General features: G+C 60.1%; 32 protein-coding genes and 1 pseudogene. 9 read left to right on the forward strand and 24 right to left on the reverse strand.

Annotation, left to right across the window (positions count from 1 at the left end; all coding sequences use genetic code 11):
- Nucleotides 1-31: 31 nt before the first annotated feature.
- The 4 genes and pseudogenes from ACVWYI_RS26220 to ACVWYI_RS26235 form a co-directional block, all read right to left on the reverse strand.
- Nucleotides 32-1,040 (reverse strand): annotated as a pseudogene (locus tag ACVWYI_RS26220) (HlyD family secretion protein); the annotation flags it as partial.
- Nucleotides 1,041-1,780: 740 nt separating this feature from the next.
- Nucleotides 1,781-2,149 carry a rhodanese-like domain-containing protein gene (locus tag ACVWYI_RS26225; protein WP_354070203.1) on the reverse strand — a complete coding sequence of 123 codons (369 nt, stop codon included), beginning with the start codon at nt 2,147-2,149 and terminating at the stop codon, nt 1,781-1,783.
- A gap of 457 nt (nt 2,150-2,606) precedes the next feature.
- Nucleotides 2,607-2,744, reverse strand: a complete 138-nt coding sequence (locus ACVWYI_RS26230; protein WP_354070205.1) for a hypothetical protein — start codon at nt 2,742-2,744, stop codon at nt 2,607-2,609.
- A 247-nt stretch (nt 2,745-2,991) separates the two neighbouring features.
- A complete protein-coding gene (locus tag ACVWYI_RS26235; RefSeq protein WP_456663581.1) occupies nt 2,992-3,501 on the reverse strand; it encodes a lipocalin-like domain-containing protein in 510 nt (169 codons plus the stop codon).
- An 808-nt stretch (nt 3,502-4,309) separates the two neighbouring features.
- On the opposite strand from ACVWYI_RS26235, the gene ACVWYI_RS26240 reads away from it, so the two are divergent.
- From ACVWYI_RS26240 to ACVWYI_RS26250, 3 genes are all read left to right on the forward strand, one after another.
- Nucleotides 4,310-5,386 carry a DUF2336 domain-containing protein gene (locus tag ACVWYI_RS26240; RefSeq protein WP_354070247.1) on the forward strand — a complete coding sequence of 359 codons (1,077 nt, stop codon included), beginning with the start codon at nt 4,310-4,312 and terminating at the stop codon, nt 5,384-5,386.
- The gene (locus ACVWYI_RS26245) at nt 5,383-5,706 is read left to right on the forward strand and encodes a PilZ domain-containing protein (protein ID WP_354070209.1); all 324 of its coding nucleotides are present in this window, start codon (nt 5,383-5,385) and stop codon (nt 5,704-5,706) included. Before ACVWYI_RS26240 ends, ACVWYI_RS26245 begins: the two co-directional genes overlap by 4 nt.
- Nucleotides 5,707-5,794: 88 nt before the next feature.
- The gene (locus ACVWYI_RS26250; protein WP_354070211.1) at nt 5,795-6,844 is read left to right on the forward strand and encodes an HD-GYP domain-containing protein; all 1,050 of its coding nucleotides are present in this window, start codon (nt 5,795-5,797) and stop codon (nt 6,842-6,844) included.
- Nucleotides 6,845-7,162: 318 nt separating this feature from the next.
- Here ACVWYI_RS26250 and ACVWYI_RS26255 read toward each other — a convergent pair whose 3' ends face one another.
- Entirely contained in the window at nt 7,163-7,480 is a 318-nt protein-coding gene (locus ACVWYI_RS26255) for a hypothetical protein (protein WP_354070213.1), read from the reverse strand.
- A gap of 1,337 nt (nt 7,481-8,817) precedes the next feature.
- Here ACVWYI_RS26255 and ACVWYI_RS26260 point away from each other — a divergent pair.
- Together ACVWYI_RS26260 and ACVWYI_RS26265 are read left to right on the forward strand one after the other, a co-directional pair.
- Nucleotides 8,818-9,039 (forward strand): hypothetical protein, encoded by a 222-nt coding sequence (locus ACVWYI_RS26260; protein ID WP_247342440.1) that lies wholly within the window; start codon nt 8,818-8,820, stop codon nt 9,037-9,039.
- Nucleotides 9,040-9,058: 19 nt separating this feature from the next.
- Nucleotides 9,059-9,484 (forward strand): hypothetical protein, encoded by a 426-nt coding sequence (locus ACVWYI_RS26265; RefSeq protein ID WP_354070215.1) that lies wholly within the window; start codon nt 9,059-9,061, stop codon nt 9,482-9,484.
- 942 nt (nt 9,485-10,426) lie between these two features.
- Here the strand turns inward: ACVWYI_RS26265 and ACVWYI_RS26270 are convergent.
- From ACVWYI_RS26270 to ligD, 3 genes are all read right to left on the reverse strand, one after another.
- Nucleotides 10,427-10,564 (reverse strand): hypothetical protein, encoded by a 138-nt coding sequence (locus tag ACVWYI_RS26270; protein WP_354070217.1) that lies wholly within the window; start codon nt 10,562-10,564, stop codon nt 10,427-10,429.
- A gap of 276 nt (nt 10,565-10,840) precedes the next feature.
- A complete protein-coding gene (locus ACVWYI_RS26275) occupies nt 10,841-11,017 on the reverse strand; it encodes a DUF3606 domain-containing protein (RefSeq protein WP_456663582.1) in 177 nt (58 codons plus the stop codon).
- A 187-nt stretch (nt 11,018-11,204) separates the two neighbouring features.
- Nucleotides 11,205-12,125 (reverse strand): non-homologous end-joining DNA ligase, encoded by a 921-nt coding sequence (gene ligD, locus ACVWYI_RS26280; RefSeq protein ID WP_456663583.1) that lies wholly within the window; start codon nt 12,123-12,125, stop codon nt 11,205-11,207.
- Nucleotides 12,126-12,435: 310 nt separating this feature from the next.
- Here ligD and ACVWYI_RS26285 point away from each other — a divergent pair, with 310 nt between their 5' ends.
- Both ACVWYI_RS26285 and ACVWYI_RS26290 read left to right on the forward strand, forming a co-directional pair.
- Nucleotides 12,436-12,669: a hypothetical protein gene (locus ACVWYI_RS26285; RefSeq protein WP_354070221.1), complete on the forward strand. Its 234-nt coding sequence runs from the start codon at nt 12,436-12,438 to the stop codon at nt 12,667-12,669.
- Nucleotides 12,670-12,672: 3 nt separating this feature from the next.
- Nucleotides 12,673-12,894 carry a hypothetical protein gene (locus tag ACVWYI_RS26290; RefSeq protein WP_354070223.1) on the forward strand — a complete coding sequence of 74 codons (222 nt, stop codon included), beginning with the start codon at nt 12,673-12,675 and terminating at the stop codon, nt 12,892-12,894.
- A 32-nt stretch (nt 12,895-12,926) separates the two neighbouring features.
- Here the strand turns inward: ACVWYI_RS26290 and ACVWYI_RS26295 are convergent, their stop codons facing one another.
- From ACVWYI_RS26295 to ACVWYI_RS26340, 10 genes are all read right to left on the reverse strand, one after another.
- The gene (locus ACVWYI_RS26295; protein WP_354070225.1) at nt 12,927-13,247 is read right to left on the reverse strand and encodes a DUF3551 domain-containing protein; all 321 of its coding nucleotides are present in this window, start codon (nt 13,245-13,247) and stop codon (nt 12,927-12,929) included.
- A 738-nt stretch (nt 13,248-13,985) separates the two neighbouring features.
- Entirely contained in the window at nt 13,986-14,348 is a 363-nt protein-coding gene (locus ACVWYI_RS26300) for a hypothetical protein (RefSeq protein ID WP_354070227.1), read from the reverse strand.
- 503 nt (nt 14,349-14,851) lie between these two features.
- Nucleotides 14,852-15,817 carry an AAA family ATPase gene (locus tag ACVWYI_RS26305; protein ID WP_456663584.1) on the reverse strand — a complete coding sequence of 322 codons (966 nt, stop codon included), beginning with the start codon at nt 15,815-15,817 and terminating at the stop codon, nt 14,852-14,854.
- Nucleotides 15,817-16,653, reverse strand: a complete 837-nt coding sequence (locus ACVWYI_RS26310; RefSeq protein WP_456663585.1) for a DUF7146 domain-containing protein — start codon at nt 16,651-16,653, stop codon at nt 15,817-15,819. The genes ACVWYI_RS26305 and ACVWYI_RS26310 overlap by 1 nt, the downstream gene beginning before the upstream one ends.
- Entirely contained in the window at nt 16,637-16,891 is a 255-nt protein-coding gene (locus tag ACVWYI_RS26315) for a hypothetical protein (protein ID WP_354070233.1), read from the reverse strand. The genes ACVWYI_RS26310 and ACVWYI_RS26315 overlap by 17 nt, the downstream gene beginning before the upstream one ends.
- A 58-nt stretch (nt 16,892-16,949) precedes the next feature.
- Complete coding sequence (locus ACVWYI_RS26320; protein WP_456663586.1) at nt 16,950-17,993, reverse strand: DNA N-6-adenine-methyltransferase; 1,044 nt, start codon at nt 17,991-17,993, stop codon at nt 16,950-16,952.
- On the reverse strand, nt 17,990-18,199 hold the full coding sequence (locus ACVWYI_RS26325) for a helix-turn-helix transcriptional regulator (RefSeq protein WP_354070237.1): 210 nt from the start codon (nt 18,197-18,199) through the stop codon (nt 17,990-17,992). Before ACVWYI_RS26325 ends, ACVWYI_RS26320 begins: the two co-directional genes overlap by 4 nt.
- Nucleotides 18,200-18,326: 127 nt before the next feature.
- The gene (locus ACVWYI_RS26330; protein WP_354070239.1) at nt 18,327-18,671 is read right to left on the reverse strand and encodes a hypothetical protein; all 345 of its coding nucleotides are present in this window, start codon (nt 18,669-18,671) and stop codon (nt 18,327-18,329) included.
- Entirely contained in the window at nt 18,671-19,945 is a 1,275-nt protein-coding gene (locus ACVWYI_RS26335; RefSeq protein WP_354070241.1) for a site-specific integrase, read from the reverse strand. Before ACVWYI_RS26335 ends, ACVWYI_RS26330 begins: the two co-directional genes overlap by 1 nt.
- A gap of 112 nt (nt 19,946-20,057) precedes the next feature.
- A complete protein-coding gene (locus ACVWYI_RS26340; RefSeq protein WP_456663587.1) occupies nt 20,058-20,321 on the reverse strand; it encodes a hypothetical protein in 264 nt (87 codons plus the stop codon).
- 385 nt (nt 20,322-20,706) lie between these two features.
- On the opposite strand from ACVWYI_RS26340, the gene ACVWYI_RS26345 reads away from it, so the two are divergent.
- Complete coding sequence (locus tag ACVWYI_RS26345) at nt 20,707-20,976, forward strand: hypothetical protein (protein ID WP_456663588.1); 270 nt, start codon at nt 20,707-20,709, stop codon at nt 20,974-20,976.
- Nucleotides 20,977-21,148: 172 nt separating this feature from the next.
- Here the strand turns inward: ACVWYI_RS26345 and ACVWYI_RS26350 are convergent, their stop codons facing one another.
- The 6 genes from ACVWYI_RS26350 to ACVWYI_RS26375 form a co-directional block, all read right to left on the reverse strand.
- A complete protein-coding gene (locus ACVWYI_RS26350) occupies nt 21,149-21,349 on the reverse strand; it encodes a hypothetical protein (protein WP_247353217.1) in 201 nt (66 codons plus the stop codon).
- 248 nt (nt 21,350-21,597) lie between these two features.
- Entirely contained in the window at nt 21,598-22,029 is a 432-nt protein-coding gene (locus ACVWYI_RS26355) for a GFA family protein (RefSeq protein WP_456663589.1), read from the reverse strand.
- Nucleotides 22,030-22,141: 112 nt separating this feature from the next.
- Nucleotides 22,142-23,977, reverse strand: coding sequence for an outer membrane protein assembly factor BamB family protein (locus ACVWYI_RS26360; RefSeq protein WP_456663590.1), 1,836 nt, complete (start codon nt 23,975-23,977; stop codon nt 22,142-22,144).
- A gap of 102 nt (nt 23,978-24,079) precedes the next feature.
- Nucleotides 24,080-24,793 carry a class I SAM-dependent methyltransferase gene (locus ACVWYI_RS26365; RefSeq protein WP_456663591.1) on the reverse strand — a complete coding sequence of 238 codons (714 nt, stop codon included), beginning with the start codon at nt 24,791-24,793 and terminating at the stop codon, nt 24,080-24,082.
- Between the two features lie 84 nt (nt 24,794-24,877).
- On the reverse strand, nt 24,878-25,279 hold the full coding sequence (locus tag ACVWYI_RS26370) for a hypothetical protein (protein WP_456664634.1): 402 nt from the start codon (nt 25,277-25,279) through the stop codon (nt 24,878-24,880).
- A 404-nt stretch (nt 25,280-25,683) separates the two neighbouring features.
- Complete coding sequence (locus ACVWYI_RS26375; protein ID WP_247353206.1) at nt 25,684-25,848, reverse strand: hypothetical protein; 165 nt, start codon at nt 25,846-25,848, stop codon at nt 25,684-25,686.
- A gap of 101 nt (nt 25,849-25,949) precedes the next feature.
- On the opposite strand from ACVWYI_RS26375, the gene ACVWYI_RS26380 reads away from it, so the two are divergent.
- Nucleotides 25,950-26,327, forward strand: a complete 378-nt coding sequence (locus tag ACVWYI_RS26380; protein WP_456663592.1) for a hypothetical protein — start codon at nt 25,950-25,952, stop codon at nt 26,325-26,327.
- Nucleotides 26,328-26,436 lie beyond the last annotated feature (109 nt).

Here is a 26,436-nt window from a genome sequence, read left to right on the forward strand (position 1 = left end):
GCTGCTCATCGAGCAGCTTCTTAAAACGCCCTCAATGGCCGCTCAGCACCAATCTCTTGACAGGCAGCACGAGCGCCTGAATGCGTAGCAGCATTGCGTGCACGATGCCGGTGGCATCGACCCGGTGTAGCGCAAGCGCTTGAGGGCGCTGGTCTCTTTTGCCTCAATCACATCGTGATTGCTGGTGTAGGCGTTTGCGATGCAACTGCTGCCGGGTGTCACGCCCTCGAGCCCGCCCTTGTAGATCGGCTCCATGAAAACGAGAATGGTGCCGGGCCGCGCGACCTGCTGCGCCTCGATCAGTTGTTCGCCGCCCCTGAACTGCCCCGCCGCGATGTAGTCCTGCACACTGGTCACCACTGTCGGGATGATCGTCCACGGCTTGGAGATGCAGGTGGCTTCGGCCACCATTCCGACCTTCATGACCTGAGCCTCGATCTGCCCAAAGCCAGCCATGAGAGCACGGCGTCCAGCGCCCTCCGGAATCAGAACGCCGGCCGACCGAATCATGGGATTGACGATATCACCCGGCCTCAGCCCGACTGCTCGATACGCCCATCGACACCGGCGCGAATAGAGGTTTTATCCAGGTCGACTTGCGCTTCGGCCAGAGACGCCTCTGCGCTTGCCTTCTCCGCCGGCAGCAGAGCGCTCAGGCGCGTCGCCGCAGATTGCTTGGCAGCGGTCGCGGCATCGAGAGAGCCCTGGCGACCCGCGACGGCCACACCGAGCTTTTCGATGTCGCGCTGCGGAACGATGCCGGGGTTGCGCTTTTGCTATTCAGTTTTGGTATCCAGCTCGTCCTGCGCCTGCTGCAACGAGCCTTTTGCCTCCTGAAGCTGGCCTTCCGCCTTCATGATATCGGCTTGCTTGCGCTTGGCCGTTAGGAGCGACGCTTCCTGCTTGGCGCTGTCGAGCCTGAAAAGCACGCCGCCTTGCTTTACGTCGGCGCTGACATCGACGTGAACCTCCGCAACCCGGCCGGTGACTTCGGACACAATCGGAACGGTCCGATAGAACAACGTCGCTGACGTGGTGGCGTGGCCCAGAATGTAGGGGGCAGACCGTCTGGCACTTGCCGTCACGGCTTACGTGAACGGGCCGGCGTTCAAGAAGCGCTTGTCTGAGCGCCTTGACGACTTCGCTGTGGCACCACTAAGTATCTGGAAGGGTCGGTTGCGACCGGGCGGGATCGGTACGCTGCGAAGCCCAGGTTGAAGGTCGCAGCTCGCGTGATCCCTATGCGCTCCAGCCGTGCAAGACTCGGCCGGTTGACGAGGAAAAGCTCTCGTCCGGGAAGCGCGCTCCTGTCTCCGAAGCCGCATCCAGATCGGCGCGGACGATGGGTTCGATCCGAACTCCGCTGTCGCGCGGCCGCTCCCAGAAGACCTCCGCCACGCCGGGCCGTCAAAATCCCTCCAGCTTGCCTTTCGCTGCCGGCACCTCGTTCAACCAGCAAGCGAAGCGCGCGGTAATAGGCATAATTTCTGGAAAGCTTTAACCAGGCGCGCAGCATCTGATCGACGGTGACACCGAACTTCACGTCGATCAGATAGTTGTCGGAGTAAGCAAAGAATGCCGGCCCCGTGTCGCCCCCGGCCACTGCGCCGCGGACTGGACGGTGAGACGAACATCGCACAACCTCGCTGGCGACGCCCATGCCGTGTCGTGGAGGGTCCAGATCGAGAGCGGTGTCTTAGCTGGCATCGTGGCTGCATCACAATGGTGCAGCCACGCGTGCTCGCAAGCCACCGGCAATTTTCTGGAGGATGGTCAGATTTCATTTCTCTACCGCGCCTGTCCAATCCTTAAAGCCGCCAACGTTATATACCTTTTCATACCCCATATCCTTGAGCACCTTACCAGCGAGAGCTGATCGACCGCCCGAAGCGCAATAGAGAATAACGGTTTTATTAGTGTCGAAATTCTTGTCGTGGTACGGCGATTCCGGGTCTGCTCGAAATTCCAACATGCCTCGCGACACATTCACGGCACCAGCAATCTTCCCGCTAGCGGCCACTTCGGGTGCATCGCGAACGTCCAAGATGAGGGTATTGCCAGTCGCAATCATTTCGGTAGCTTGTTCCGGCGTAATCTTCGGAACTCCGGCGTTGGCAGCTTCGAGCATTTGCTTGACGCTTGTTGCCATCGATCTTCTCCGTTTCCGGCCCCTGTTAGAGAGTACCACTGCGCGATAACGCCGTCTTGCGACCGCGAGCCGGATGCGGCGCTGGTAATTGGCGATGGCTCAAGGATGCACAGGCGGACGTGGCACAGGCGCTGGGCGATCTTGCGCCCTTCCGCGTCAAGCCGCCGCAGGTTCAAGCAGCGTCGGCCCTTGGTACAACAGGGAGGCTCCCCGGATACGCATTGATTTGAATTTCTACGAGGTCCTTGGACCGCTTCCGAAGGCTGTAAAATGTAAGCTCATGTTCCAGCATGGGGCAGTGGAAGCTAACGACTGCTGTATCCGGCAGTCGACAGAGTTCATCGATGAGCTCGCCAACTGTGATCACGGGGGGATCGGTGACTGCCTTGCGAAAAGCCTTACTCATGGCGTTACTCCTCACTTCCCTAACCAAAGCCTCGATGGTTCTGTTCCATCTTCACGACGCAGGGTTCGGGCCAAAGGCCTGCGGCTGCGACGGCGCAGGCGACCCCTGCCCGGCCTGCAACGATGCCGCGCCCGAATAGATGCCGCTGCCGCCCGGATTTGAAAACAGCATCACCAGCATCGAAGTCATGCGCCCGCTGTTGAGGAACCCAGCGGGGAAGCGGCGACGGAAGCCGTGAAGCTACGACGTGTACTCATAAACGTCGGCCTACCAACGCAAAGCGGAAGTCTCCCACCTTGGCCGTGATCGGCGGCTTGTGACCCCATGCGGACATCGTGTGCGGACCCACTCACTGGATCACATTGGGATAACGAGGCTTGCCGGTCGCGGGGTCGAGTTATCAAACCGGCGGCTCGGCGACGGATCGCCCAAAAGATCACTGGGTTGCGCTTGTCGCGCGCTTCAGTGTCACCACAGCCGTACCCCCACCGGATGCCGGCGTAGGATTCTTATACGTGAGCTCATCGCCGTTGATCGCGATGAAACGCTTCTGATTCGAATTGTCCCACGCGGGAAAGCTACCGCCGATAATATGTAAGGATATTGAATGTTCAGATTCATTGACCTTGTAGTCGCCAAACATCGCGATTAGCCCCTCCAGAGCGGCTTTGCTTTCCCCGGCACTCGGAAAGTCGCGGCGAGCAAATTTTGGTCGTCTCGGACGCAGGAGATTGATTGAGAAGTGATCTGCTGCATCGAACATGAAATATCCTTTCGGATCGGAACCAAATACTTCGGTCGTTTTCCCGGTCCTTTCCTTGACGTTTACGAATGAAACGACGCTCCAAGTGCCTACAAGCTGCTGTTTGAGTGGCTCTCCGGCTCCCGCGGATAGCGTAGCGCACGTAAGAGCTGCGGCTAAGGGAATGGACAGTAGTGCTTTCATGGTGCTCCCTCCGGTCTTCGGGAACGTTCCCTCTGTGACGGGTTCTGGGCTGGCCGCCCAGCTTAGTCAGAGCCTCGAAACCACTATACGGCGCACTCGGCGGTCAGTGGCGCAAATTCATCGCACAATACCGCACCGACGGCCAGTACGGGATTCAGCATCGGTACAAACGGTGCGGCCCATGATCACGTCCGCGATCCTGCGGAAGCCGTCGAGCTAGAAGGTCTGGGCCTATGCTAAGAAACAGCGGTCGTTTGAGCGTTCGGCATACTGTGCGTTACTTGTGATCCGCGAGAACGCCAGCAACGAAGGTCCGGTTCTGGCCCGTTGCCGACCTCCGCTAACACAGCCGCTATGTCTGCCTTCAGGAGATAAGCCGACCCCAGGTCAAGTCGGCGCGGAAGTCCGCCTGTGACCCGTAGCGGACGTTCGCGACTGGCGATGAGCGCGTCTGCTTTGGCCGATGTCAGCTGCAATGTCGCTGAACGACGCTACCGCTTGCCCGCATAAGCTTTTCTTCGTCCTGAAGGCCAAAATGCCGAACTTTAGCGGCTGTCCAAAGCTGGACCGCATTCACGCAAGTTGTGGCAGCTATCATCCCAAGGAATGCGTTACAGGTTGGGCAGTCGTCCACGCGCAGGCCGCAGCGTCAGATAGCAGGTACTTTAATACGCCGCGGAGCGCCGTTCAGTTGAATTATAACAGCCTCTCGTATGTCACGGTTTGGCATATAAAGGAATCTTAACAACTTCAGCGCGTAATATGTTTGATTTGACGTGACGATATTAAAATGAATTTGGGCCAGCCAATGAGGGCAATTTCTGCGGCCGATCTCATTACTGAGTTGGATGCCACCATCGCGAGGAGCTCATCCGAACGTTGCGCGCGCATGCTCTGGCGCACCACCGAGCTGCTCGTCGACGGTAATAACCGATTGCAAGAGCCGCAGGTCGGCCTGCTTGACGACGTTCTAATTCGCTTAGCCCAGCGGATTGCGCCGGGAACGCTCGCCGAGCTCAGCACGACGCTCGCCGAGCTGGGTACTGCTCCGATGAAGACCCTGCGACGTCTCGCCTCGTGCGGCGATCCGGCGATCGCAGTCCCGATCCTTATGAAATCTCCCGCCCTATCGCCGGCTGATCTCGTGGCGATCGCGACGTCCGGCAGCGAGGATCACCTTCTCGCCATTGCTGGCCGGCGCAGGATCGAAAGCCCAGTGACTGAGGCAATATTGCAGCGCGGCAGCAGCAAGACTTGTCTGGCCGTCATCAGCAATCCGGGCGCTGAATTCTCAGGCGCGGCCTATGCCAACTTGGTCCGTAGGGCTGTGGAGGACGACGAGATCACGAAAGCGCTGACGCTGAGGCCAGACACCCCGGACATGGTGGTTCGGGAGCTGCTGTCGGCATCGCCACGGCCAGCGAATAAGGCTTCCAACGCAAACGCTTCCTCGCAAGTATTAGCGACAGCGAAGCGACCTTACGACACTGAGTACGCCGCTGCGAGGCCGGAGATCATATCCCTCAATCGGACCGGAAAGCTGAGCGACTCGACTGTCAATCGGTTCGCGATCCGGCGTGAGACAGCCAACCTGTTCACGGCGTTGTCGGTGCTGTCGGGAGCACCGATTGAGGCCATCGAGCAGGTTATGGCAGAGTCCAGTTACGAAGGCCTGGTTATGGCGTGCCGGGCATCGCGCTTGAACTGGCAGACCACGCTGGCGGTCCTCAACACTCGCGGCGCGGGGCTTTCACCAGGCGAACGCGCACGAGCACAGGTGCTGTTCGAAACGCTTCATCTCTCGACCAGCCAATGGTCCGTTCGTTGGGGAGAAATCTCCGCGGGCGCCCACGGTCGCACTGCAAGATCGGCAGGAAACCATTGAAATTCGACGGTCGCAAGGCGTCTCGAGTGCGCATGGACAACAGACAGCCCGTGAACCTGATGGGCTCCGACGGCACCTGGCGGCGAAGCTGCGTCTTGCTCGATATCTCGAACACCGGCGCCAAGATCGAAGTCGAAGGGTCGCTCGATGTTCTCTCGGCCAAGGAGTTCTTCATGCTGCTCTCGTCGACGGGACTGGCCTATCGACGCTGCGAGCTGGTCTGGATCGACGGAACCACGGCTGGCGTCCATTTTATCCAAGCAAATGGCAAGAAGACCCAAACGACCGCGACCGACAGAGGCGCGCACAAACCAACTTGAGCCGAGCAGTCTCGTCGAAGTGAGCCAATGACCTTGGACCACCGACGAGGCCATTCAGCCCGGCACCCGACGAACGAAGGCACCAGTCATGCTCGTGCAAGTATTGGCCGACACTTCCGAAAAGCTCTTCGGGCTCTGTTCGCTTTTTGGAAAGCAGTTCACCGTTGCCGGCGAGCGGCTCGATGTAGAAGCAAAGCTTCCGCACGCTGCTGCTGCGGTCGTCGTCCGTGCCGACCTGCGGGCGGTCGAAAACATTGCCGCGCTGAAAAAGAGAGCTGCGCGGTTCGCCAAAGCAAAGAAGCGCATCTTCCTCGTCGAGCAAACCTCCCACTTTTGCATCTCGCAAGCTTATGCGCTGGGCGCAACGTTGGTGTTGCCTGGCAAGATCGAGGCAGCCAAGCTCCTGGCCGCTTTGGTCGATCCAGCCGCCCACGGAACTGGGTCGACGAGCGGCATCTCGAAGTCTGACAATGCGGTTGAGGCCGCAGCAATCGCCATTGCGTCGATGTTCACTTCGATCACCCTCGGGGAGCGGGTCGACGTCGCCGGTCCCAAAGAGGCCGGCCGCAAGATCACCAACCGGATTTCCGAGCATGGGCTATCCGAATGGCTGGCCACTGTGCGGCGCCATCACGAGGGAACGTTCCAGCACTGCCTGCTCGTGACCGGCGTCGCCGTCGATTTCGGCCTCAGTCTCGGTTTTCGTAAAAGTGACCTTGAACGGCTCTCCACCGCTGCCATGTTCCACGACATAGGAAAAGCGAGGGTGCCCTTGGCGATCCTGGACAAGCCAGGACGCCTCGACGACGACGAGCGAGCGTTGGTCGAAACCCACCCAGCGACGGGTTACGATGTGCTGAAGGGGCACGGGGACATCTCACCCGAAGTCCTCGATGCTGTGCGGCACCATCACGAATATCTCGATGGCAGCGGCTATCCTGACCGCCTCTGCGCCGAGAACATCACCGACATCGTTCGCATTCTCACCATTTCGGATATCTTTGCGGCGCTGATCGAACACCGGCCCTACAAGCTGACCATGCCGCGCGCGGCAGCGTACGAGATTCTCTGCGGCATGAGGGGAAAGCTGGACAGGGCGCTAGTCGTCTCTTTCAAGGATGTCGCGCTTACCAGATGAATTCTGCTCGAACCTATGCAGGAATATTCCACGTCTCCACTCAAGGCGTGATCGGAGGCGGTCTCATTTCCATGCACTTCGGCTTCTGGCCCATTGCGTCGGTTGGCGCAGTGCAGCGGCAAGTCCGGAGTCGGGGGCTAGACCGGACGTCTCGGAGGCAGGGGCTGAGCGACGTGAATGACCCCGAACGGACATTTGATCTGCGGCGAGTTTAGCTAAGCCGGGGCCAACCGCGAAATGTGGCCGGTCAATCTGAGCGCCGCGCGGTCAAGCCGGACTCGGCGGCGCAACTCGCCGCCGACGCGAGCGCTGATGGCTCTATTTTGGAACGCCGGTCTGGCTACCCGAGCCCGTCGTCTGCTCACTTCCCGGTCGGCCCGGAGGATGCGCAGAAGCGCCCGGCTTGTCTTGATCGGCCACGTAACCGGATTCTCCGGAGTTGCGCGTCTTGACCCCTTTGTCTGCATCACGCTGCATCTGCTCATTGGGCTCGCTAGTCTTGAGCCCTTTGTCTACATCACCGTGCATCTCCTCCTTAGTTTGCTCACTAGGTGCGGCCTTTTGCTGTTGCGCCGCTGCTTGGAAGGCAATCGCGCTTCCGGCAACGACAATCATCGCGAGCGTTGCTGTTCGCATGCCTCTCCTCCAGTGCATTGCCCCGGTCAGCTAAACGCGCGAGTTTCCCAACGTTTCCTGGTTCCGATTGCCATTTTCAAAGGTACGTCCTTGCAATCAGATAGGATGGGCTCAATGCCGCCTATTGCCCCGTTGCAGACCGTCACCGCGCCGCCCACTGAGGACCGTTCCTGACCCAAAGCTTGAAGTAAGGCGGCCCTTTGACCCGACGCGGGTCGTATGTAGTTGCCAATGTCCTAATTAAGACCGGGCGTTTCCAGCGGATGAGAAAAGGGCACGTTTGGTGCAACGCGAGTACCGTCTCCTTCATGATCGATGCTGGACAAGTTCGCCGACAATACATCTTCGCTCTGGCTGGGCCGCTGATCGGATGGGTCGTTCTTTGTGTCGTGCTCGGAAAGCCAGGCTTGCTAGTGATCGGCACCTTGGTCGGTTGGCCGTTCATCTATCTGTTTGGACTTCCCCTTGCGGTCCTCATCTATTGCGTTGATCGCGAGATGATAGATAGATCATTGCCTCTCTGGTCGAGGAGCATCGCCTGTCTGCTCTTGGGTGGCGTGCTCTCGATAGCTCTGTTTTACTTCGTTCCTCTCCCGCTCGGTCTTAATAACCCGGGAGCTTTACTCGGAAGTTTGCTCGGAGCCATTGCCGGAGTTGCCTGCGTCGCTTGGGGAGGCAAGTGAGGCTGCGAGGTGGACGAAGTCCGCTTCTGGCCCGTCTGCGACCTCGCAGACCATTTGCTCTTCGGCCGCTGTTGGCGGTAAACCGGACATCAGCGGCAGCCGCTAGATTTAGAGTGCGAAAAGCGTAACGCGGCCAGTGCCGCTGAGGTGGAAGAGTTCGCCGCCGAGCCTGTAGCGACCCGCAGACCGGTAGCTGCAAACGATAACAATGAGGGCGGGCCATGGCTGCTCGTTGCATTTCCTGACGATTGGTCCGCGACGTGTTGAAACATGGTCCAACACGGGGCTAGCGCCTCGGCGCGGGTGGCGTCGCGGCGGATCATTGGTTAGGGCTTACCCGTCTTCCCCGACGTGTCAGCGACGAAGCTGGCCAAGTTGGCCGCCTTCGCCTTTCCGCCGCCGGCCTTGCCGGGACGGCTGCCCTGCCGCGCCTCCCTCCGGATGCACCGCTTCATAAATCTGCCTTTCGCTTCGCGATCAGCTTCGCCCGTTGCGCCGGCGCCAGGTCGCGACGGATCAGGTTTTCGTCGATGTCAGCGAGCCAGACAACCGCTGACTACAAGAAGGCACAATGAATTTGCCGAGAGCAGGAACACTATTCACCGGGGCGAGGTTTGTCTTCATCAGAGGCTAGGCATTGCGGAGTTCTCTTCCATGGCTACCCAGATCGTGATGGACCACACAGGCGACAGCAGGCATTTCTTTGAGCAAGACCACCCCAAACAGCTCGCCCAGGCTGAGCGGCGCTTCAACAAGTTCATCGGCCAGGGATTTACCGCTGCCACTCGGACGGCGGCCGGCGATCTCGAGGTGATACGGTCATTTGATCCAACCGCGGAGGAAACGCTGTTTTATCCGCGCCTGGTCGGCGGTTAGAACGGTCGCAGCACGGACCATGTTTTTGTTCAGACGCAACGGCGTCGCCCGGGGAGCGAGTTTGCGTGCCCTGCGTGCGCTCTATCGGAGCTTCAACGAGCAAAATGGCCCGGACGCGAGTGCGCGTCGTCTTTTGCGAGAATGGTTATCTGCAGGGCAACGCGCGCAGTTTGATGCCAATGGTTTTTTCGAAGTCACTGGCTCTCTTACCGGCCGGAGATACCGAATCCATCAGGGCACCATGAGTAATGTTTTGGAGCTGGATGAGGCACTGGAGCCTAAGATGGGGTGGTGCTTCCTTCCCGAACGGAGCTTGGCAGTTGGCGATGTGATGCTCGCTCAGAAGATCGCGCTCGAAACCGACGAAGCCGCAGTTCTCGCGATCGCAAAGCCGTTTTCTCCGAGACTGCCCTTTGTGCCCCGAGCAGTGCGGCGCGCTCACTAGATCTGATCATGGGCGGGGCCGTCGCTTGTGACGGCCGCGGCCCCTCGCCGCGAAGGCGCCAGTACGCGAGACGAGGACGACTTCGCGACTGCATCGAGCATCGGCGCTGGGCCAGATCGACGCAAGAACGTCCGGGCGTTAGCGTTACTTGGGCTGCTTAACGGCGTCTGATGGCTTTGCGGGTGGGGACCGGGAGGCGATCGCTTCAACCTTTTGTAGCGTTCGTGCGAACTCAGAGCGCAGATGTTGGGCGTGCGCGACGTCCCTCGGCTCTGAGAGAAACGCGATCTTCACGAGGAAGCGGTTCAACAGCGACGCTATTCGAAGATTGTCGGAGTGTTGCGAACGCAGTGCGGTGAGTTGCCGACGCATCGCGACGAGATCAAGCGGTTCGTGGTCCGGCTGGTTTGTCAAACGAAACTGCCTGCAATCAAACGAAGCCGACGCGCCGAATATTATGGCGCGCCGACTTCGCCATGGGTGGTCCCGGACGGGGGCAATGTCCGATGTGCCAAGGTAACCCGCGGAAGGCTCGTCGCAATCTGAGGTTCAGATTAAGCTTGATATGCAGGGTGGAAGTTAATTCGGGAACCGAGAGGACGCGCCGAAGGTGCTGAGCCGGTGAATGCTAAGAAGGAACATCTAGGCCAGTGTGGGAATTCCTTGGCTGAGCAACAGCTGCGAAAGTTTGATGCGCTGCTATATCTTTACTCTCGACTACTGGGGCAAGACGCTCGATGTGCAGGAGATCGAGTGCGGCAGCGCGGAAGAAGCTCTTCAGCTTGGTTCTGCCGGGGTGGCGAACGAACCGATCGAAGTGTGGTGTGGCCCCCGCTCGGTCGGTTTGAGCCACGGCCAAACGTTCTTGACAGCCCTCCGTCCTGTACACCACCCGTGGGGCAGCCCGTCTACGCATCCCGCAGGCGACGACTGCCTGCCGTCTTACTCTTGAGGATCACCGATGTCGAATGCGCCCAGCCGGTAATCTTCGCCAACCGATTGCTCTGTCGTCGGCCCCGCAATCAAAGCGAATGTCCCGTCGGGATAGCGCGTCCACACTTCGACGTCGGCTGCCGCCACGCTTATAGCCGTCAATGACGACGCTTCTTTCCGTCTGGATCGGAAATAATGTGGCTTGCGTCAGGCTTTTCGAACCCGCGTTTATGTCTGGCGACCTGTTGCAGGCGCACGGCTCACCGGCGCTACACTGGCAGCCAAGCTTTTCGCTCCAGGCCGGTCGGGGTGGTTCTCGCAGACAAGCCTAAGCCGAAGCAGATGGGACAGTTGGGATTGGTCATGGCATGAAAAAGCGCGCGGGCCTTGCTCCAGAGATCGCAAGCATACCACGCGCCTCGGTTACGCCGCCAATTCTTTGCGAACCGCGGCGGCCGAATTGCCTACCTTGTCGACGGCCTTCTGCAGCTCGTCCCTGGAGACACCAAGCTCCTTGGTCCAATACTTGACCTCGAAGTCTTCATTCATGTTGATCTTGCTCCGGTCGCGCTGGTCCCGTTTGGTGAGATTGTCGCTCATCTCTTCCTCCTCCATCGCCTGAACAAGCCGTTCATCTCAAGAACGGTCAGCAGTCCATTGATCGTCCTCTCGCAGTCCCTCGGGCCAGGCTCCACATAGCGAGCCAAGATGGCTTGGGCTTCTTTTACCGCTTGGGTTACGCGATCCGGCATGCCGGTACTCCACTCACTCGTGGAGAAAAACGCCGTCAGGAGCGCCGCGTTTCCTTGCTGAGCCCCTTGAAAGAGCTGGCGCGCAGCAGGCCTTCAGATGTGATGTCCCGGTATTCGATGTCGGCATAGAACTTTGGCTCGACCCAGGTCGCCTTCGGCTTCTTGACGGGCCTGGTGAGCTTTTGGTTCGGGCTGACGACCGTATCGAGAGCTTTGCGGATCTCGGCCGACTTCGTCCGGCTCCAGCCCGTGCCGACCTTCCCCATGTACCGCAGCTCTTTCCCTTCCTTCTTGCCGAGGTAGAGCGCGGCAACGCCGGACGAGTCCTTGACGAAACCAACGACGGGGAATTTCTCACGTTGGACGGTCTTGATCTTCTGCCAGGCCTCGACCCGCTCCGACCGGTACGGGGCATCAACCCGCTTCGACACGATGCCTTCGTAGTTCAGCTTGCTGGCAGCCTCGAACAGCGCCTGCCCGTCGCCTTCATGGTGCTCACTGTAGAAGATCGGTGCTTCCAGCCCGTTCTCATCTATCAGCTGCTTCAGCAGCTCCTTGCGGGCAAGCTGAGACATTCTGCGAAGGTCTTTGCCGTCCAGGCACAGGAGATCGAAGGCGAAGTAAACTAGCCGGTCCTGGTCGCCTCTGCCGAGGTCCGCCTGAAGTTCTGAGAAGTTGGTTCGCTCCTTGTGGATGACGACCACCTCCCCGTCCACGATTGCCCGACCAGGGATGTTGAAGGCGTCGGCGATGACCGAGAAGCGATCGACCCAGTTGTGGCCGTTCCTGGTGAACGCCTTGCGGATGTCGCCGTCGATGTGGAGCTGGATGCGGTAGCCGTCGTATTTGACCTCGTGAATCCACTGAGCCCCCGAAGGAGCTTTCATCTTCAGGGTCGCCAGCTGCGGACTGATGAAGCCCCGTTCGGCCGGTGGTGCCTTGGTACGCTTTGCCACCAACGCAACTCACAAAAAGCCGCCGCCGGTGTTTGGGAGCCGACGGCGGGACAGTCTACCTTCTTGATCACGAGTCTCATAACTTCGGGGCTGCCAGCCTGTTCCGCGGAAGGCAATACAACCGCACCAGCGGATTCAGGTTGTGTTTCTGAGAACAAAGCCGAACACTAAGTGAACGCCGTATGATAATTCGTTCTCAGTACCGCCGCCACTGCGGCGCGCCCCGCCGGCGGGAGATCAGTACCGATAACGCAGGTCGACTTGGCGGGAGTTTGCTTGCACCAACGATTGGGTGCGGAGATGATGCGGAATGTCAAAAGCCATGGAGTTGATTGTCGCAGGTTATGTGAGGGGCAAGGATCGACGCGCTCTGACAGAATTGCTGGCGCATCGGCGCAAGATGCTCGGCGAGTTGCAGGCCGTCTCGGGTATCGATCCGACGAACGCCATTCAAGCCGTTCAGGCTGAACTTGCTATCATCGAAGTCGGCCTGGAAGAGCTTAAGCCGCCGCCTGGCTCGCTGCCCGAAAATGACTGGACCTAGCGCGTGCGCGTTAACAAGATCAACTGGGACAAGATCGGCCGCATGACAGAGCCCGGCCGTTACAAGTGCTTCTTCGGCTATCTAACCGTCTCCGCGGACGACGTCGAAGTGTGGACGCGCTATCCCGACGGGACATTCGCTTTGATTGCGGGGCCGACGACAGAGCAATCGGTCGGCGAAGGGTATCGTCTAGGCGCATTCGACATCGGTGATCCTCAACAGTAGGACAAAGCTACCGAAGGTAACATCATCATCATCTACCGCGGCCCGGTTTGTGATCTGGAATACCCTCGGGGCCAATACGGATTGTCCAAGCACATGGCGGGAAGTCCCGCCGCTGCTGCTCGGCACTGATCCCAAGATGTAAACTTGCACTCGAAGTATGTGCTGCCACCCCAGACCCACCTTTGCAGGCAAACCGGGTATCTGGGATCGTAAGTTTGCGCTGTGGCGGACGCGACCGCGGAGACTGTCGCACCGCCGAGTAATAGCCAACGTAACGTCTTGCGCATGGGCCGCCTCATTTTTGATCGAACGATAAACGCACCGACCGGCAAGTGGGTCAAGTCGGCCAGCATTCCGCAGGGCCGCCGACGTCCGATCGTTTGCACCTTCGCGCCCCCCAGACTTCCTAGACCGGATGTACGAGCATTGTTGGACGTTCTCAACGCACTGCGATAGCGGTTCCAGATTTAACTCTCCGCGGCGACATCAAGCTTAATCCGCAGTTTCGATCGCACCGGGGCTGCTGAACACTAGCCTCTCTGCACCGGACATTGCCCCCGTCCGGGCTCACCATGGTGAAGCCGTCGCGCCATTATATTCGGCGCGGCGGCTTCGTTTATGGGGGTGAGATGCTGTGCGCAAATTGCTTTTGATCGTCTTCGGCATCTGTTTTTGGATCGTGATGCTTGCCGCGATCATCACGACGGTGGCGCGCCTAGCGGCTGGCTATCGTTTGCGTGTTTCATGGAAAGCGGCTCTGGGCCGATGTGACCGCCCCCAGAGGGGTAGGTCAGGCTTCTGGCGCGGTCACCCCCGCAGACCGCCGCTGAACTTGCACACGCGACGCCGCGGATTTCGAAATTAATTTTGCCGGTGACACTTTTTGAAAACTTGCGGCCTAAACTCTGTGACTTGGCGGCCGGAAGCTAACGCAGATGCCGGGAGGGATTGAGATGGCGCCTACCCCCGACCATGTTTGGTTTTGGTTTTGCACGCAAACAAGGGGACTTGGGGAGTCGGTCCCTAGAATAGATGCGCGAGGGCTGTCCGCAGATAGGTACTGCACCGCACCGTTCGGCAGGTGTCCACGGCTACCCTTCGGTGACAACGAATACCTCCTGCGTGTCTTCGCGGTAATGCTTGCCCGGCTCTGTTTTCTCCAACTCGACCGCGGCCATGATGGCATCGGCATCTACAACGTCACGCTCAACGGTTTCCGTGTGATCGAAGTCAACCGCCCGGTTATCGTTCGCCGCACTCAGGCGGGGCATGGCGTTTCGCACCTGCCAATCCACATGGCCGGTCACGAGCGCAAGCTTGCCGGCCTTGTGTAGGCGCCGGCCCTGAGGCCAAGCGCCTCCCTGATACGCGCGCTCTCCGCTGGTTGCTTGCTCGGCCAGGATCGCGCGGTGTTGCTCTGGGGTGCGGGGTTGGTTGTCGTTATGGTCGATCATATTGCCTCGACGTTGTGCTTGATTGGCGCCTGTGCGGCTCTCGTTTGGTGCAGGGGCGGTTTCACACTCTGGCGCGGTCCCCGCCGGACATTTGGACAGGACACCTATAGTAAAGAGTCCTGTCCGTCCGGCTCCATCAGCGACCACAGGGGACACATACTTGATGTATGTGCCCCTACTCTGCGGTGACGCTGACCGTGATGGCAAACCAGACACCTTCGGACTTGTCCGGTTTTGTCCTGTCCTGTCCGGATCATAATTCCCAGATCCATTCCCTGCCGGCCCAAGCTCCAGTCCCGTATTGTCCCGAGCTGGCCGCCCGCTCAAGGGCACGATCGAACTGCTTTCGAACTGCGTCCGCTCTCTTTACTGGATCTATCTGAGCCGTCACATAACGACTGGTGAACTCAGTGCGAACCAGATCAGCGCGAATAGCTCGGACCTCCGATGCACCAGCTTCGCCACGAACACGAACCAACTCTCCATGATCCGCAAGTGCGCACTCAAAGGATTCGCGGAACGGCTTCTCCGTCTTTGTTGGACGAGGTTTCCGGGGTTGGTACACGGCCACTTGTGTCGAAGTCCAACACCAGCGACGTGATCGGACTTCCATCGTCGCGACTACCAATTGTGACCGACTCCGTTACGATCGCGGCAATCGGCCCTTCTGGCGCGTCGCGGCTCTTAGATAGATGAAGATAATGATTGGCGGTTAGGCCGGTGATTTCGTCGCGCTCACAAGCCAGCATCAGGGCGAAATCAGCACCGGCTCGCGCGTTCGATGAACCGCGCAATCCCGCAGCCGCATTCTTGCCGGCGTGATGCACCAGAATAATGACGCAATCTAGTGCCTTCGATATTGGTTGAAGGCCATCAAAAACCTTCTGCCACGCCCCTGGATCGTTCTCCTTGTCCTCTGGGATCATTCCGGCAGCGGCGACGGTGTCGACAATGAAAGCGACAAGTTGGATGCCGAAGCGCTCGCGCATGTCCTTCGCTGCTTCGCTCAGCCTTGCTTTCAGCGCCTTATAACCGCTGTCATCAGAAATCGCGCCCATGTCGGTCAACAAATAGAACGGCAACTCGGCATCGGGCTTTGCCATGCGGGTGCGGCGCGCCTTCAATCTCCCGTCAATGGTGCCATCGCCCTCAGCCGCTAGGTAGACCACCCCGCCAGTCCGCTCGATATCGCGACCAGCCAGGGATTCACCGGTCATGAAGCATGTGGCCGCGTGAATAGCGAAGAATGTCTTGTAGGCACCCGACTGGCCACCGAAAAACCCCACGCCGGTTCGCGGCATTGTATCCCGCACGAGCTCTGGCTTTGGCATGTAGGCCCGGTCCTCTCCGAAAAAGACCAACTTGCCGCGAGGTGTTTTGTTGTCATTTGCAGCCGGAATCACAGGAGGCGGCTTGCCGGGCTGGTAACCGTAAGTCTTGACTTCAATTTTGCTCGGAAGCGCAACCATCACGCCACCTCCATCATGGTGGCGAAATCGGCGCCAGTTTCTACGGGGATATGGATGATGGCTTCGCGTCCGGCGCGATGCCATCGCTCGGCGCATTCTTTTGCAGCGGCAAGGCCGGTGCCTGTTGCATCGTTGTCCGCGAAGATGGTCAGGCATTCGATGCCGCCAAGCACCGGGAACGCCCTCATGGTGTTGGCGGACAGCGTTGCCCAGATCGGTACAAAGCTTGTCGCAATTGCGGTCTCGACTCCCTCCGCGATTGCCAAGCCGTAGTGGACGTCTTCGTCGGCGGTCAGACGCACGACGGCGTTCTTGGCGCGACCGCGCATCTTTCGCTCGACCTTTCGGCCATCACCATCCAGATATGTGCAATGAACGCCGCAAGGCTCGTTGGTGACAATATCTGTCATCAGCGCAACCATTGTGCGGTCGTTTTCTCTAAAGCGGATGGCATCGCCGCTGTAGGTCAGACCGCGCGATACCAGGTAGGAATCGGCCAGCGTCCCAGGAATCGGGAGGGCGTGCGCCCACCGCTGCAGGGCATTGCGGACCCGCGCGTTGTCATCATCGTCCCGCTCTGGCAGTCTGATTGCCGGCGTGTCGTCATTGGCAGGTTCGCGGCGCCAGTCATTCGGCAAACCGAGCCGTTCGCGGACGTAATCTCGGCATGCGCGCCAATCGTCGCCAGCGAATGACGTAACGCTGAATGAGCCGTCAGGTTTGAATTTGACCTTGAGGGATCTATCGCGCTTGCTGTGACTGGGACCGGGACATAGAACATAGTCTCGGACGGCGTTGCCGCCGAGGATGACGGCAATGCTACGAATTGATTGCATGTTCGGTCTGTAGCTCCACGAGGGAATTGAGGGCGAGTTCAGCCAGCGCCTTGTTGAACGAAGGGCTAAAGCCAGCGGTGCGCTCTTGAAAGGCGTTTGGCGCCATTACGTGGGCGGGCTCATCGCCACGCTGCCGCAAAGCCAGGTTGTACAGGCGCAAATGGTCGTTCAGTTCGAGGTCGAAACGCGCAAGCGTGCTACCTCCCGAAGGTGCCGGGCGGAGGGATAAGAATTTCAAGATGGAGATTCCCCTATCGGGGTTTCGGGTTGCACTCGGCCAAAGGGCCGATCGTGCTTTAGGCGGCTTGGGTGGCTTGCTTGTTGTCGTTTGCCAGCGTCACAACATTACCGACTTCTGAAAACACCTCAGTGAATCCTCTCGGATTAGGTCTGAAATAAGAGAATGCTTGGCCCATTGCGGGCGCAGCAAATTCCCCCTTTGGCGATACAAACTTCACTCGTCCGGTTGTGAAGCAGATTGCGTCAGACGACTTGAACAGCGCGTCAAACCACTTCGTATCGGTGCTGTTGTGCGTGAGCATGATGGCCTCCTTCACATTGCCAGCCTTGTATTCGGCAATGAGCTTGTCGACGAAATGCACAATCTCCGGCTGACTGTATGGCGGATTCATCCAGACCTTGCCAAGCCATGGCTTGTCCAGCCCGTCAGTTTCTGCCGTATAGAATGTCCTGGCCCTGACCGTCTCTTGAGCCATCGGGTTGCTGGCGGGGTCGACGTCAATCTGCCCCAAGACAGTGCGGGCTAATTCAACGTATCGCGCTGGCGTGTACCACTCGTTGTCGCCAGTGAAGCTGGTGCGGTAGGCTGCCTGTGCCTTCTCGCCCGCAGCCAGCAAGTCAGCAGTAGCTCGGTCTCCCTCTTGCTGTACGCGGGTGCGATAGTCATAAACGCGAGCCTCAAATTCTTCCTCCGGCACAGCTGCATATTTTCTGGCGCGGTCGGCTAGATGCTTATCAATTCCCATTTCTGGCAGTGTGATTGGTGCGGGTCCGTCCGTGTCCCGCACCTCGTATTGGTTGCTACCGCTTCCCTGCCCACCCTTGGCCAGCAGCCCTGCATCTCTCTGCATGGCCATAATCTCACCGATACGCCGCTCGGCGCGGAATCGGACGGCCATCATGTCGGCCTCAGCGCGTTTGTTTTTTGCCACCTTGGCGGCAGCAGCCATCGCTCGCGCCTTGTCGTGTATCCCCTTAATCTCGTCGACGGCCAGGGCTTCTGAAATGGCGCGGCAAGCAGCGTCGTACCTCATAAGGCCGGTTTGCTGGTTATCGTTCGCGTGCGGAACGGTCGACGTAATCCAGTCGGTGACACTCACGCCGCCACCGCCGGCTTAGTGTTATCGTTGGCCGCAGTCGACTCCCGCCGCCGCGATGCCATCCAGGAATCGAGGTCGGCGATGCTATAGACCACCGTCCTGCACAGCTTGTAATAAATCGGGCCGCCGCCATGACAGCGGAGCTTATCGAGCGTGGATTTCGATAACCGGAGATGTTCGGCTGCTTCGGTGACCCTAAGATGCATTTCAGCTCCCCCCAAATGTTGCCGCGACTATCGCGGTGATGGAGGGAATATGCTGATTGCTCAGCGTGATTTCCAACTAATCAAAAAGCCCAATAAAATAGGGAAGCATGCAATTGATTGTCTTGGGTTATTCGGCGTCCGAAATGGCCTTGTTGTAGGCGGTTATGCACGCCTCGACGTGCTTATCGCCGCGGCGGAAATCTTTCACGAGTCGCAGTAAGCGATCTCTCCGCGAAACACCTTCCGCCTCCATCCAATAGTTCGCGTGTCCAATCTCTATCCACTTATGGAGCCCAGACGATTTGCGGCCGCGACCACCGGCAAGCAGCATAGCGGCAAGCTTCTGCGTCTCTGGCTTCGCGTTGCCGGTTGCGATCGTTTCACGCGCCAGCTTCGTGGCCTCCTTCGTTTTGCCGTGGTTGAGCAGTTCGCGGATCTTAACAGCGGTGAAGTCTACGTTGAGCTTGGCCATTACTTCCCGCCGATCGCAGCGGCGATCGTGTCGCCGATCATGTTAGTAGCGGCGCGCAATGGTGCGTTCGCAAGGTGCGCATATCGGGCCGTCGTCTTCGGCTGGGAATGCCCAAGAAGGCCGCCAATTTGCACAAGGCCCAGCCCCTGGCCTGCACCGACTGCGGCATAGGAATGACGTAGATCATGCAGGCGGACATCATCAAGTCCGGCCCGACGGCGTATAGCCCGCCAAGGCCGGTTAAGATCTGCGCGGGGCCGCTCGTCCTTTTGGCCAGCGCTTTCGCCCGCAATGACATAGCGCCCGAGCTTCGGCAGGTTCTTCAGCACAGCCGTGGCAGGGTCGTTTAGAACGAGGGACTTTTTGCCTGTCTTCGAGTCGGGCAAGTTGAGCAGTCCGCGCTGCTTATCCCAGTCCGACCACCGCAGATGCAGAACCTCCCGCAGCCGTGCGCCGGTTAAGAGCAAGAGTCTGATTGCAGCGACGGCGTGCTGGTCGACCACGACGGCGCGGTTTTCAGGCTTCGGGGCATGCTTAGTCTTCTTGGCTGGGTCTGGCTCCCAGCGAATTCCGCGGGTCTCAGCATCCCGCAGCGCGGCTCCGAGCCGCTGGAATTCCTTGACCGAGAGGAAGCGTTCGCGGCTCTCCTCTTTGTACTTTTCAATTTTCTTGGTCGGGTTCGTCCCTTCCGGCACAAGGCCGCGCGCGTCGCCAAACGAATAAATAGCGCTCAGCACAGCGACGGCACGATTAGCCGTGACCGCCGTCTTGCGCAGCGATAGGTGGAACTTGGCGACCTCGGCGCGGGTAAGGTCCACAGCGCGCGCCGTTCCCAGTTTCGGTTTGACAAAACCGTCGATCAACCGGCGATATGTCGACGCCGTTCGATCCTTCCGCTTTGCTTCCACGTGGTCAGTTATGAATGCATCGGCCAGGTCTGATACGCTTATCGCTGCGCGCCCCTCGGCTCGCGCTGTCGCGGGGTCGTCGCCGATTCTGGCGTTTGCCAGCGCGTCCTTAGCGGCCCTGCGCGCCTTCTCAGCGGTTAGTGTGGATGCCGAGCCCAGTACTATTCTTTTCTTGGAAACGCCCCTACCGCCCGCGCCAGGGCGATATTCCACGATCCACGCCCTGTGCCCATTCTCGGTGATCTTCAGACCAAAGCCCTTCAGCTCTGTGTCCCAGTAAATGACGTACCGGTTGGCGTCTCTATTGGTCTGTGGAAACTCCGGCTTGATCGCCAGTGATGACGCGCCCAATCGAACCATCGGCATTCGGTGTCTCCCCCAAAGTAGCCACCCGGAAGCCACCGAAACGGAAAACTAGAGCTATCGTGCGGCAACACGGTGAAAGCAAAATAAAGGGAAATGGCCTATTTACAAGAGCTTAGTGTATCTCCGAGATATAGCAGGCAACCCAACGCAAACTATCAGTTAGGTTTTGTAAACCGAAGGTCGGGGGTTCAATCCCCTCAGCCGGCACCAGCGATTTAGCCGACATTGCAGCCTTACCGATCGGGGTTCCCTTTGTCCCTAACAACGCTGCCAGCCGTCCACGGGTCTCGATTGTGTAAGGCTCCCCGGCCTTCCTCGGCATAACAATGACGCTGTCGACCAACTCGCGGAAAGCAGCGCCGATCTGATGGTCCACCTTGTCCCCGCTCCCCGAGATTTGCTCCAAGTTGGCTTTAAATCGCTCAAGTGCAGTGGGGTGCCCGCCGCGGCCAAGCAGGCGTTTGGGCCGATAGCAATTTCCTTGAAGCCGCAGCGAGAGTGGATTTCAGGTAGATAATGAGATCGATCTATTAGACATGGTCCTTATTGGGGCTATGCGCACGAAAAAGGCCCGGCGTGCGCTGCCCGGCGGAATCACAGAATGTGATTTGTAAAAGTGGATCAATTTGTCGCGCGGTAGAAATTCTGCAGACATTCGTCCCGGTTCACGATTGTTGCCGGAAATTAAGTTCCTGCTCATCCCTCGTTCATGTGCAACTTCCTACCGTGCCATGCGTTCCAGCGCTCCACAGGAGGACACCATGAAACTCTCGTTCGCACTCATCGGACTAATCGCGCTCAGCGGCGCCGTGTTCACCGCTAGTGCGGCATCGGCTATGCCGCTCGCCCCTCTCGGACAAACATCAAACGTTGAGAGCGTCGCATTGGTTTGTGGTCCGAACGGCTGTGTCCGCACGGCACCGGTCTATCGACGGTATGGCTACGGTGTCGGTCGCTATGGCTATGGCGTGCGTCGAGGTTACGGATACCACCGTGCGTATGGCTATCACCGGGGCTATCGCCGGTACTGATTGTTAACGGCGAGGCCGCCCCTTTTGAGGCGGCCTCTCTCTTACAGATTGAAATACAACATAGAGACTAAGACCGTCGAAAAGACGCCCAGTCCAACGATGGCAAGTTTCAAAACTAGGTCGGCTGCCAAGCGCTGCTCCCTCAGTTGTAAATCAGCCAGAATCATACGCCTTACTTCGGCGGTTGCAATCCGCGCGAGTTCAGCCATCCGTCAATGTTGGCGCCGGCATCGAATTCGCGGGCCTTCTTCAAAAACACTTCACGCTCCGCGTCGTCTGCCGGGAATTGATCTGCCTTTTCTCTCGCTAGCCGCGCTTCGTTGATAAGCCGCTCGCCTAGCGTCCTGTCCTGTTTGAACCGGTGGCGCTTCATGAAAATCCTCCTTCATGATTCGCTATACCGGAAATCTTTTCGGGTCCTCCAAGGTTCCAATGGGCAATAATATTGCACGAGGGCGTTCGCTTGGCGGAACACCCTCGTTCGCAATTTGTACGCTAGGACCAGATCGGTCTATGGGCGACGCCCGAGGACGAACCGGCCCCGCGGGCCGCTCCTCCTCCGACCAAACACCAAAACTCACAATCCCCGGTGTTTCCTGTCGGCTAAACTGACCAATCCCCTCAGCCGGCACCAGCTTTTGACGCGCGGCTCTCAGCTCGACGACTTTCGCGCGCTCCCGCGGCGCCGTCGATCTCGACCCACACATGTTTCGACTGCTCGAAAACCGATTTGATCGGAGCCGGGAAGTTCGGGTCCCCAATCGTGCCGACGGCGACTCCGATCAGCGCGGGCAGATTGTCCGCCTTCCAATAGACGGTTGAGCCGCAATCGGTGCAGAAATGGAAGCGCACCTTGCCGCCGCTTGCGGCTGGCCGGACGTATTCCTTCGGCGCGCCCGAGATCGTGACGACCTCAACCGGATAAAAGGCACCGACGCCGAACGGCGCGCCGGTTCGGCGCTGGCAATCGACACAATGACAGGCGACTACCAGGTTGGATGGACCCGGAAGCGAAAGCCTGACGGTCCCACAACTGCATCTGGCATCGATCATCGAGCACACTCCGATTCCTCACGTTTCGAACGCCCGGTGTTTTATTCCAGCAGAGTCTGCATGGGCGATGGTGCTGGTCCTGTCCTGCCGCAAGTCGCGCCGATGACGGCCCTCACTTCTTCTCCACCTCGAACGCCAGCAGTACGTTGCCGGCAATGCCGCTCCACTGGCCATAGCCGGAATTGGTGTAGAGCACGCCGCCGGCGATGACCGGCCCCGGGCCGTCGATTGCGCCGCCATGAGCGGGGACGCCGTTGACGGCTTTGAAATCCTGCGTGGTGTCGAACTCCCACAAGAGCTTGCCGTCGGCGGTGGCGTAGGCACGCAGGAAGCCGCTGACGCCGCCGGAGAACAGGACGCCCGGGATCAGGCTCACCGCCGCCGACAGCGCGGGGCTGCATTGGGGGCGGTCACCGCAGGCGACCGGCGGCACTTCCATTGCAATCTTTCCACTGACGAGGTCGAGCCCGAACAGACCGCCGCCCTGGGTGGAATCGAGCCGCCGCGTGCCGTCGCGCGTAAAGCGCACATCGGAGTTCGCGACATAGATGCGGTCCTGGTCGGCGGCCGAGCCCCACTCGCTGCCGCCGAGCGGGCCGCCCTTCCCGATCCGCGTCTGCCACAGAATCTTGCCGCCGTCATCGGGATCGAGCGCGTGCACGACGCCGGATTTCTGCGCAATGACGAGCACGCGCCTGTCGTCGCGCAGGGTCACGAGAATTGGCGACTGACCGAAATCGTGATCGGGTCCGTGATCCTCGGGACAGTTGGTCTTGTCCGCGCTGTAGCACGCCACGACATAGGCGTCCTTCGGCGTCGCCTGCTGCTTCCAGAGCAGCTTTCCTGTCGCAAGATCGAAGGCGAGGATCGCGTCGCTGGTTGCGGACGGCGGATTTGAGTAGGAATTACTGGTCGCGACATAGATCGCGCTGCGCTTCGGATCGATCGTCGGAGCCGACCAGACGGCGGCGCCGGACGGGCCGAATAGCTGCGTGCCCCTCGCATTCTTGCCGGCCGGATGCGGCGCTTCGGGAATCGTATAGGCATGCCAGACTGTCTTGCCGGTCGCGGCGTCCAGCGCCGCCACGCTGCCGCGGAAGGTACAGCATTCGTAAGAGGCCTGCGAGCCGACGGCTTCCTCGAGCGAGGACACCGGCACGTAGAGCACGCCGGAATGCAGCGTCGGCGCGCCGGTGATGCGCGCAGCCGCATGCTCCTCGACCTTGGTTTTCCAGATCACCGTGCCGGTCAGCGCGTTCACGGCATAGGCGTTGGCGCGCAAATCGCCGAAGAAGATCGCGAACTGATCGGAGCCCGGAAGCTGTGCAAAGCTGATCGCGGCGCGCACGGCGGCATCGGCCGCGAATGTCCACAGCGTGCAGCCGCTTCGCGCGTCAAGCGCGTGCACCTTGCGGTCGGTGCCGCCGATGAACAGCAGGCCGCCCACGATGGTCGGCGGCGCAAAGGATACCGAGGCGCCGGGAAACGCGTAAGTCCATTTCAGCCGCAGGTGCGGCACCTCCTCCGCGCTCAGACCGGCCATGTCGGCTGGCTGGAAGCGACTGTTGTTGACGTCAACGCCCCATCCGTTCCAGCGCGGACCGTCCAGCGTTTGCGGGAAGCCGCCGGCCTGCTGCGTGCAGCGTCCCTCCGCGTCGACCGAACTGGCACTGGTCGCGGACTTGCCGGTGACGAAGGCGGCAATTGCACGGCGCTCTACGTCGCTGCGGTCCTTCGCCATCGCTGACATGCTGCCGGAGGTCAAAGTCTCCAGCACATGATCGAACGACATCGCCTGCATGGCGCTGCGGCCCGGCACGCGGTTCTGAACATCGCCGTCGTGACACTGTGCGCACTGTGTTGCGTAGAGCGCAGCGCCGTCCTGCTGCGCCAGTGCCGGCGCGGAGCACCAGAACAACAGAGCGGCTACGACAAGACTCGTCCTCATGGCGTGCTCCGGCATCGTCACCGCAGTGCGAGATCGCTTCACACAACCACAAGTGTATCGCGACGGCCAACACCGAGGCAATGGACGTTCCGCTCGCGCCTGTCACACATCCGTGGCAATGCGGGCCCCATCCGGCAATTCATCCAGCCGCCACAGCCCAAGGCTCTTGTCGCGCCAGCCGCCACCGCCCTCCTCGCAACGCTCGCTGATCAGTTCGCGCGGCGCCGGCCAATCGAACGGCGCCTTCGCCATGTTCAGCGCCCGCCAGTCGCCGTCCTCGCAATCGCGATTGCCGTCCCATTCGGGAAACGTCGTGACCAGCAGGAAGCGCGCGCCACTCGTCCGGAAGCGGTCGACGGCACGAACGATGTTGTCGAAGCTCAAATGCACCAGGCAGTCCCGGCACAAGACGACATCCGCGCGCGGCAGTGCATCGCGCGTGATGTCGGCAACGAGAAATCGGCCGGACAGTTCGCCGCGAGCCGCGCGCCCGTTGTTGGCCGCGATCAGCGACGGCACGATGTCGATGCCGGTGTAGTCGAGATCGAGCTTCATGCGGCCGATCCAGCCGGCATCGCCGCAAGGCGCATCGAGCAGCGAGCGCACGCCGAGCCGTTGCAGCAATAAAGGAAGCGCCTCGCGGATCGCGGCGGTTGCGGCATCCTCCGAGCCGAGGCCTGACACCGAACTGGCCGCGCCCCACAGGTTCGTCTGCTCGATCCGCTCGAACCGCGCGACGAGGTCGAGGCCCGCGAAACTGTTGCGGTCGGCGGCGAACCGCTCATGGGCGAGCACAGGTGGACGATTGGCGATCATGGGACGGGATGTGACTTCCGGCGCAACCGCAGTATACAGGCAAAGTGAGCGGTCCAAAATGGTCCGTAAACGAGCCTGCTTAGGTCATCCGTCGCGTCTGGGCCCCATGCGCTCCACCACAGCCAAAGAGAAGGCCAGAATCGCTGCCGGCGCGGCGACGGCCGTCATCATGACGGCTGTGCTGTTCGTCGTCGCGTTCGGTTTTCTGCTGGCGCGATAGCGCGCGCGGCGACCAAAGCCGCCGCGCAGACTTACGCGGCGCGCACGGTCCGCAAGAACTTCCCGACTTCGTCCTTCAGCCGGTTGCTGTCGGTCGCCAGCAACTTGGCGGTGGAGAGCACCTGCGAGGAGGCCGAGCGCGGAAGATTGCGCAGCGGAGACTTCGGCGAAGCCGTCGACGGTCGCCGAAAGTTCGCGCGTCCCGAACGCGGCGACGGCGGCAAGCGCGCTGCCCATCAGCCGTCCCGATTTCTGCCAACGCTTCATCCCAGCGTCGGGCATTGGAACCCGCGGACGTTAAAATTTAATGCCAAATGCACCGCATAGTCTTACGGAAAAATAACCCTTTGGAGTCTCGACGTAAGCTTCGCGTAAGCTTCAGCCGTTGGGGCGCGATCCCGACAGGGCCGGCGCGGAACCGGTTGCTCGCCTCAGCCGTTGTCGGCCCATGCGGATCCGAGAAGAAAACCGAAACATGTTTCTGCTGTCGATAGTCACGCTGTGCTGTGGCGTCGTGGCTGGCACAGTTGCGCTGTTCGAGCTGACACTGGGGCCGGCTCCGGCGCAGCAGATGGCCGAAAGGGGCTGCTATCGACGTAACCGCGCCGACACCCGTTCGGGTGGTCGGGGCGCCGTTCGAGCCCAACGTCAATCCGCGGGAGCGATAGCGCTCACCCCGGCGAGACCTCCGTGCCCTCCTCGGGCCGGCTTTGGGCCCGCGCCAATTCTTCCACGAACGCGATCACCTCCGCCCGCTTGTCGGGCGGCAGCGACAGGAACGCGCGAACGAGCCTCAAGCCGTCCGCTTCGTCCGAATGGTCCGTTTTGGCATCCATTCCCCACTGTCAGGCGGGCGGGAAAAATATGCAATCCCCAACAAACACCTTCTTGATTCGGCTGGCCAGCTTTGCTGGAATAGCCCCAACAAAGGTGCACCATGAAGTGGATCAGGGAACGCGACGCGCTGATCGCGCAGACAATGGCCTTCGTCCAATCGGTAACCGGCAAAACGGATGACCTCCATCCGCCGGAGATCCCGATGGCGGCAGCGGCCGCGCCGGTGGAGATCATCCCTCTCGAGACCGTCGTCGAGATCGAACCGCTTCGGCCCGCCCCGCTGGCGCAGCCCTCACCTGTCTTAACGCCGCAGGCGGCGCGCTACGACGTCCGAGCCGAGATGCAGACCCGCATCGCCAATTTCCGCAAGCATCAGGAGCGGTTCGAGCGCGAGCGCGAGGAATATTGCACGGCCACCCTGACCAAACTGCGCGCCGCCATCCGCGACGTCTCTCGCCGCCCAGCGGCTGAAAAGTAAAGCCGGGCCTCCTGTCGCGGGCCTACAGCCAGGACCACACCAGCCAGAGATTGGCCGCACATGCGCCGATCAGCGCCAGCGTCAGGGGCAGCAGCATGTGCCCGCAGGA

Source organism: Bradyrhizobium sp. LB13.1, assembly GCF_054056815.1.

What these genes read in the sequence shown, in the direction of transcription:
- ACVWYI_RS26335 (WP_354070241.1), bottom strand. Translation starts at nt 19,945, where the DNA reads ATGCCGATGGTTCGATTGGGCGCGTCATCACTGGCGATCAAGCCGGAG.
- ACVWYI_RS26305 (WP_456663584.1), bottom strand. Translation starts at nt 15,817, where the DNA reads ATGGTTGCGCTTCCGAGCAAAATTGAAGTCAAGACTTACGGTTACCAG.
- ACVWYI_RS26255 (WP_354070213.1), bottom strand. Translation starts at nt 7,480, where the DNA reads ATGCGAACAGCAACGCTCGCGATGATTGTCGTTGCCGGAAGCGCGATT.
- ACVWYI_RS26325 (WP_354070237.1), bottom strand. Translation starts at nt 18,199, where the DNA reads ATGCATCTTAGGGTCACCGAAGCAGCCGAACATCTCCGGTTATCGAAA.
- ACVWYI_RS26250 (WP_354070211.1), top strand. Translation starts at nt 5,795, where the DNA reads ATGCTCGTGCAAGTATTGGCCGACACTTCCGAAAAGCTCTTCGGGCTC.
- ACVWYI_RS26310 (WP_456663585.1), bottom strand. Translation starts at nt 16,653, where the DNA reads ATGCAATCAATTCGTAGCATTGCCGTCATCCTCGGCGGCAACGCCGTC.
- ACVWYI_RS26360 (WP_456663590.1), bottom strand. Translation starts at nt 23,977, where the DNA reads ATGAGGACGAGTCTTGTCGTAGCCGCTCTGTTGTTCTGGTGCTCCGCG.
- ACVWYI_RS26345 (WP_456663588.1), top strand. Translation starts at nt 20,707, where the DNA reads ATGAAACTCTCGTTCGCACTCATCGGACTAATCGCGCTCAGCGGCGCC.
- ACVWYI_RS26380 (WP_456663592.1), top strand. Translation starts at nt 25,950, where the DNA reads ATGAAGTGGATCAGGGAACGCGACGCGCTGATCGCGCAGACAATGGCC.
- ACVWYI_RS26230 (WP_354070205.1), bottom strand. Translation starts at nt 2,744, where the DNA reads ATGACTTCGATGCTGGTGATGCTGTTTTCAAATCCGGGCGGCAGCGGC.
- ACVWYI_RS26330 (WP_354070239.1), bottom strand. Translation starts at nt 18,671, where the DNA reads ATGGCCAAGCTCAACGTAGACTTCACCGCTGTTAAGATCCGCGAACTG.
- ACVWYI_RS26370 (WP_456664634.1), bottom strand. Translation starts at nt 25,279, where the DNA reads ATGAAGCGTTGGCAGAAATCGGGACGGCTGATGGGCAGCGCGCTTGCC.
- ACVWYI_RS26240 (WP_354070247.1), top strand. Translation starts at nt 4,310, where the DNA reads ATGAGGGCAATTTCTGCGGCCGATCTCATTACTGAGTTGGATGCCACC.
- ACVWYI_RS26265 (WP_354070215.1), top strand. Translation starts at nt 9,059, where the DNA reads ATGTTTTTGTTCAGACGCAACGGCGTCGCCCGGGGAGCGAGTTTGCGT.
- ACVWYI_RS26375 (WP_247353206.1), bottom strand. Translation starts at nt 25,848, where the DNA reads ATGGATGCCAAAACGGACCATTCGGACGAAGCGGACGGCTTGAGGCTC.
- ACVWYI_RS26225 (WP_354070203.1), bottom strand. Translation starts at nt 2,149, where the DNA reads ATGGCAACAAGCGTCAAGCAAATGCTCGAAGCTGCCAACGCCGGAGTT.
- ACVWYI_RS26355 (WP_456663589.1), bottom strand. Translation starts at nt 22,029, where the DNA reads ATGATCGATGCCAGATGCAGTTGTGGGACCGTCAGGCTTTCGCTTCCG.
- ACVWYI_RS26235 (WP_456663581.1), bottom strand. Translation starts at nt 3,501, where the DNA reads ATGAAAGCACTACTGTCCATTCCCTTAGCCGCAGCTCTTACGTGCGCT.
- ACVWYI_RS26365 (WP_456663591.1), bottom strand. Translation starts at nt 24,793, where the DNA reads ATGATCGCCAATCGTCCACCTGTGCTCGCCCATGAGCGGTTCGCCGCC.
- ACVWYI_RS26350 (WP_247353217.1), bottom strand. Translation starts at nt 21,349, where the DNA reads ATGAAGCGCCACCGGTTCAAACAGGACAGGACGCTAGGCGAGCGGCTT.
- ACVWYI_RS26285 (WP_354070221.1), top strand. Translation starts at nt 12,436, where the DNA reads ATGTCAAAAGCCATGGAGTTGATTGTCGCAGGTTATGTGAGGGGCAAG.
- ACVWYI_RS26295 (WP_354070225.1), bottom strand. Translation starts at nt 13,247, where the DNA reads ATGCTGGCCGACTTGACCCACTTGCCGGTCGGTGCGTTTATCGTTCGA.
- ACVWYI_RS26260 (WP_247342440.1), top strand. Translation starts at nt 8,818, where the DNA reads ATGGCTACCCAGATCGTGATGGACCACACAGGCGACAGCAGGCATTTC.
- ACVWYI_RS26275 (WP_456663582.1), bottom strand. Translation starts at nt 11,017, where the DNA reads ATGAGCGACAATCTCACCAAACGGGACCAGCGCGACCGGAGCAAGATC.
- ACVWYI_RS26300 (WP_354070227.1), bottom strand. Translation starts at nt 14,348, where the DNA reads ATGATCGACCATAACGACAACCAACCCCGCACCCCAGAGCAACACCGC.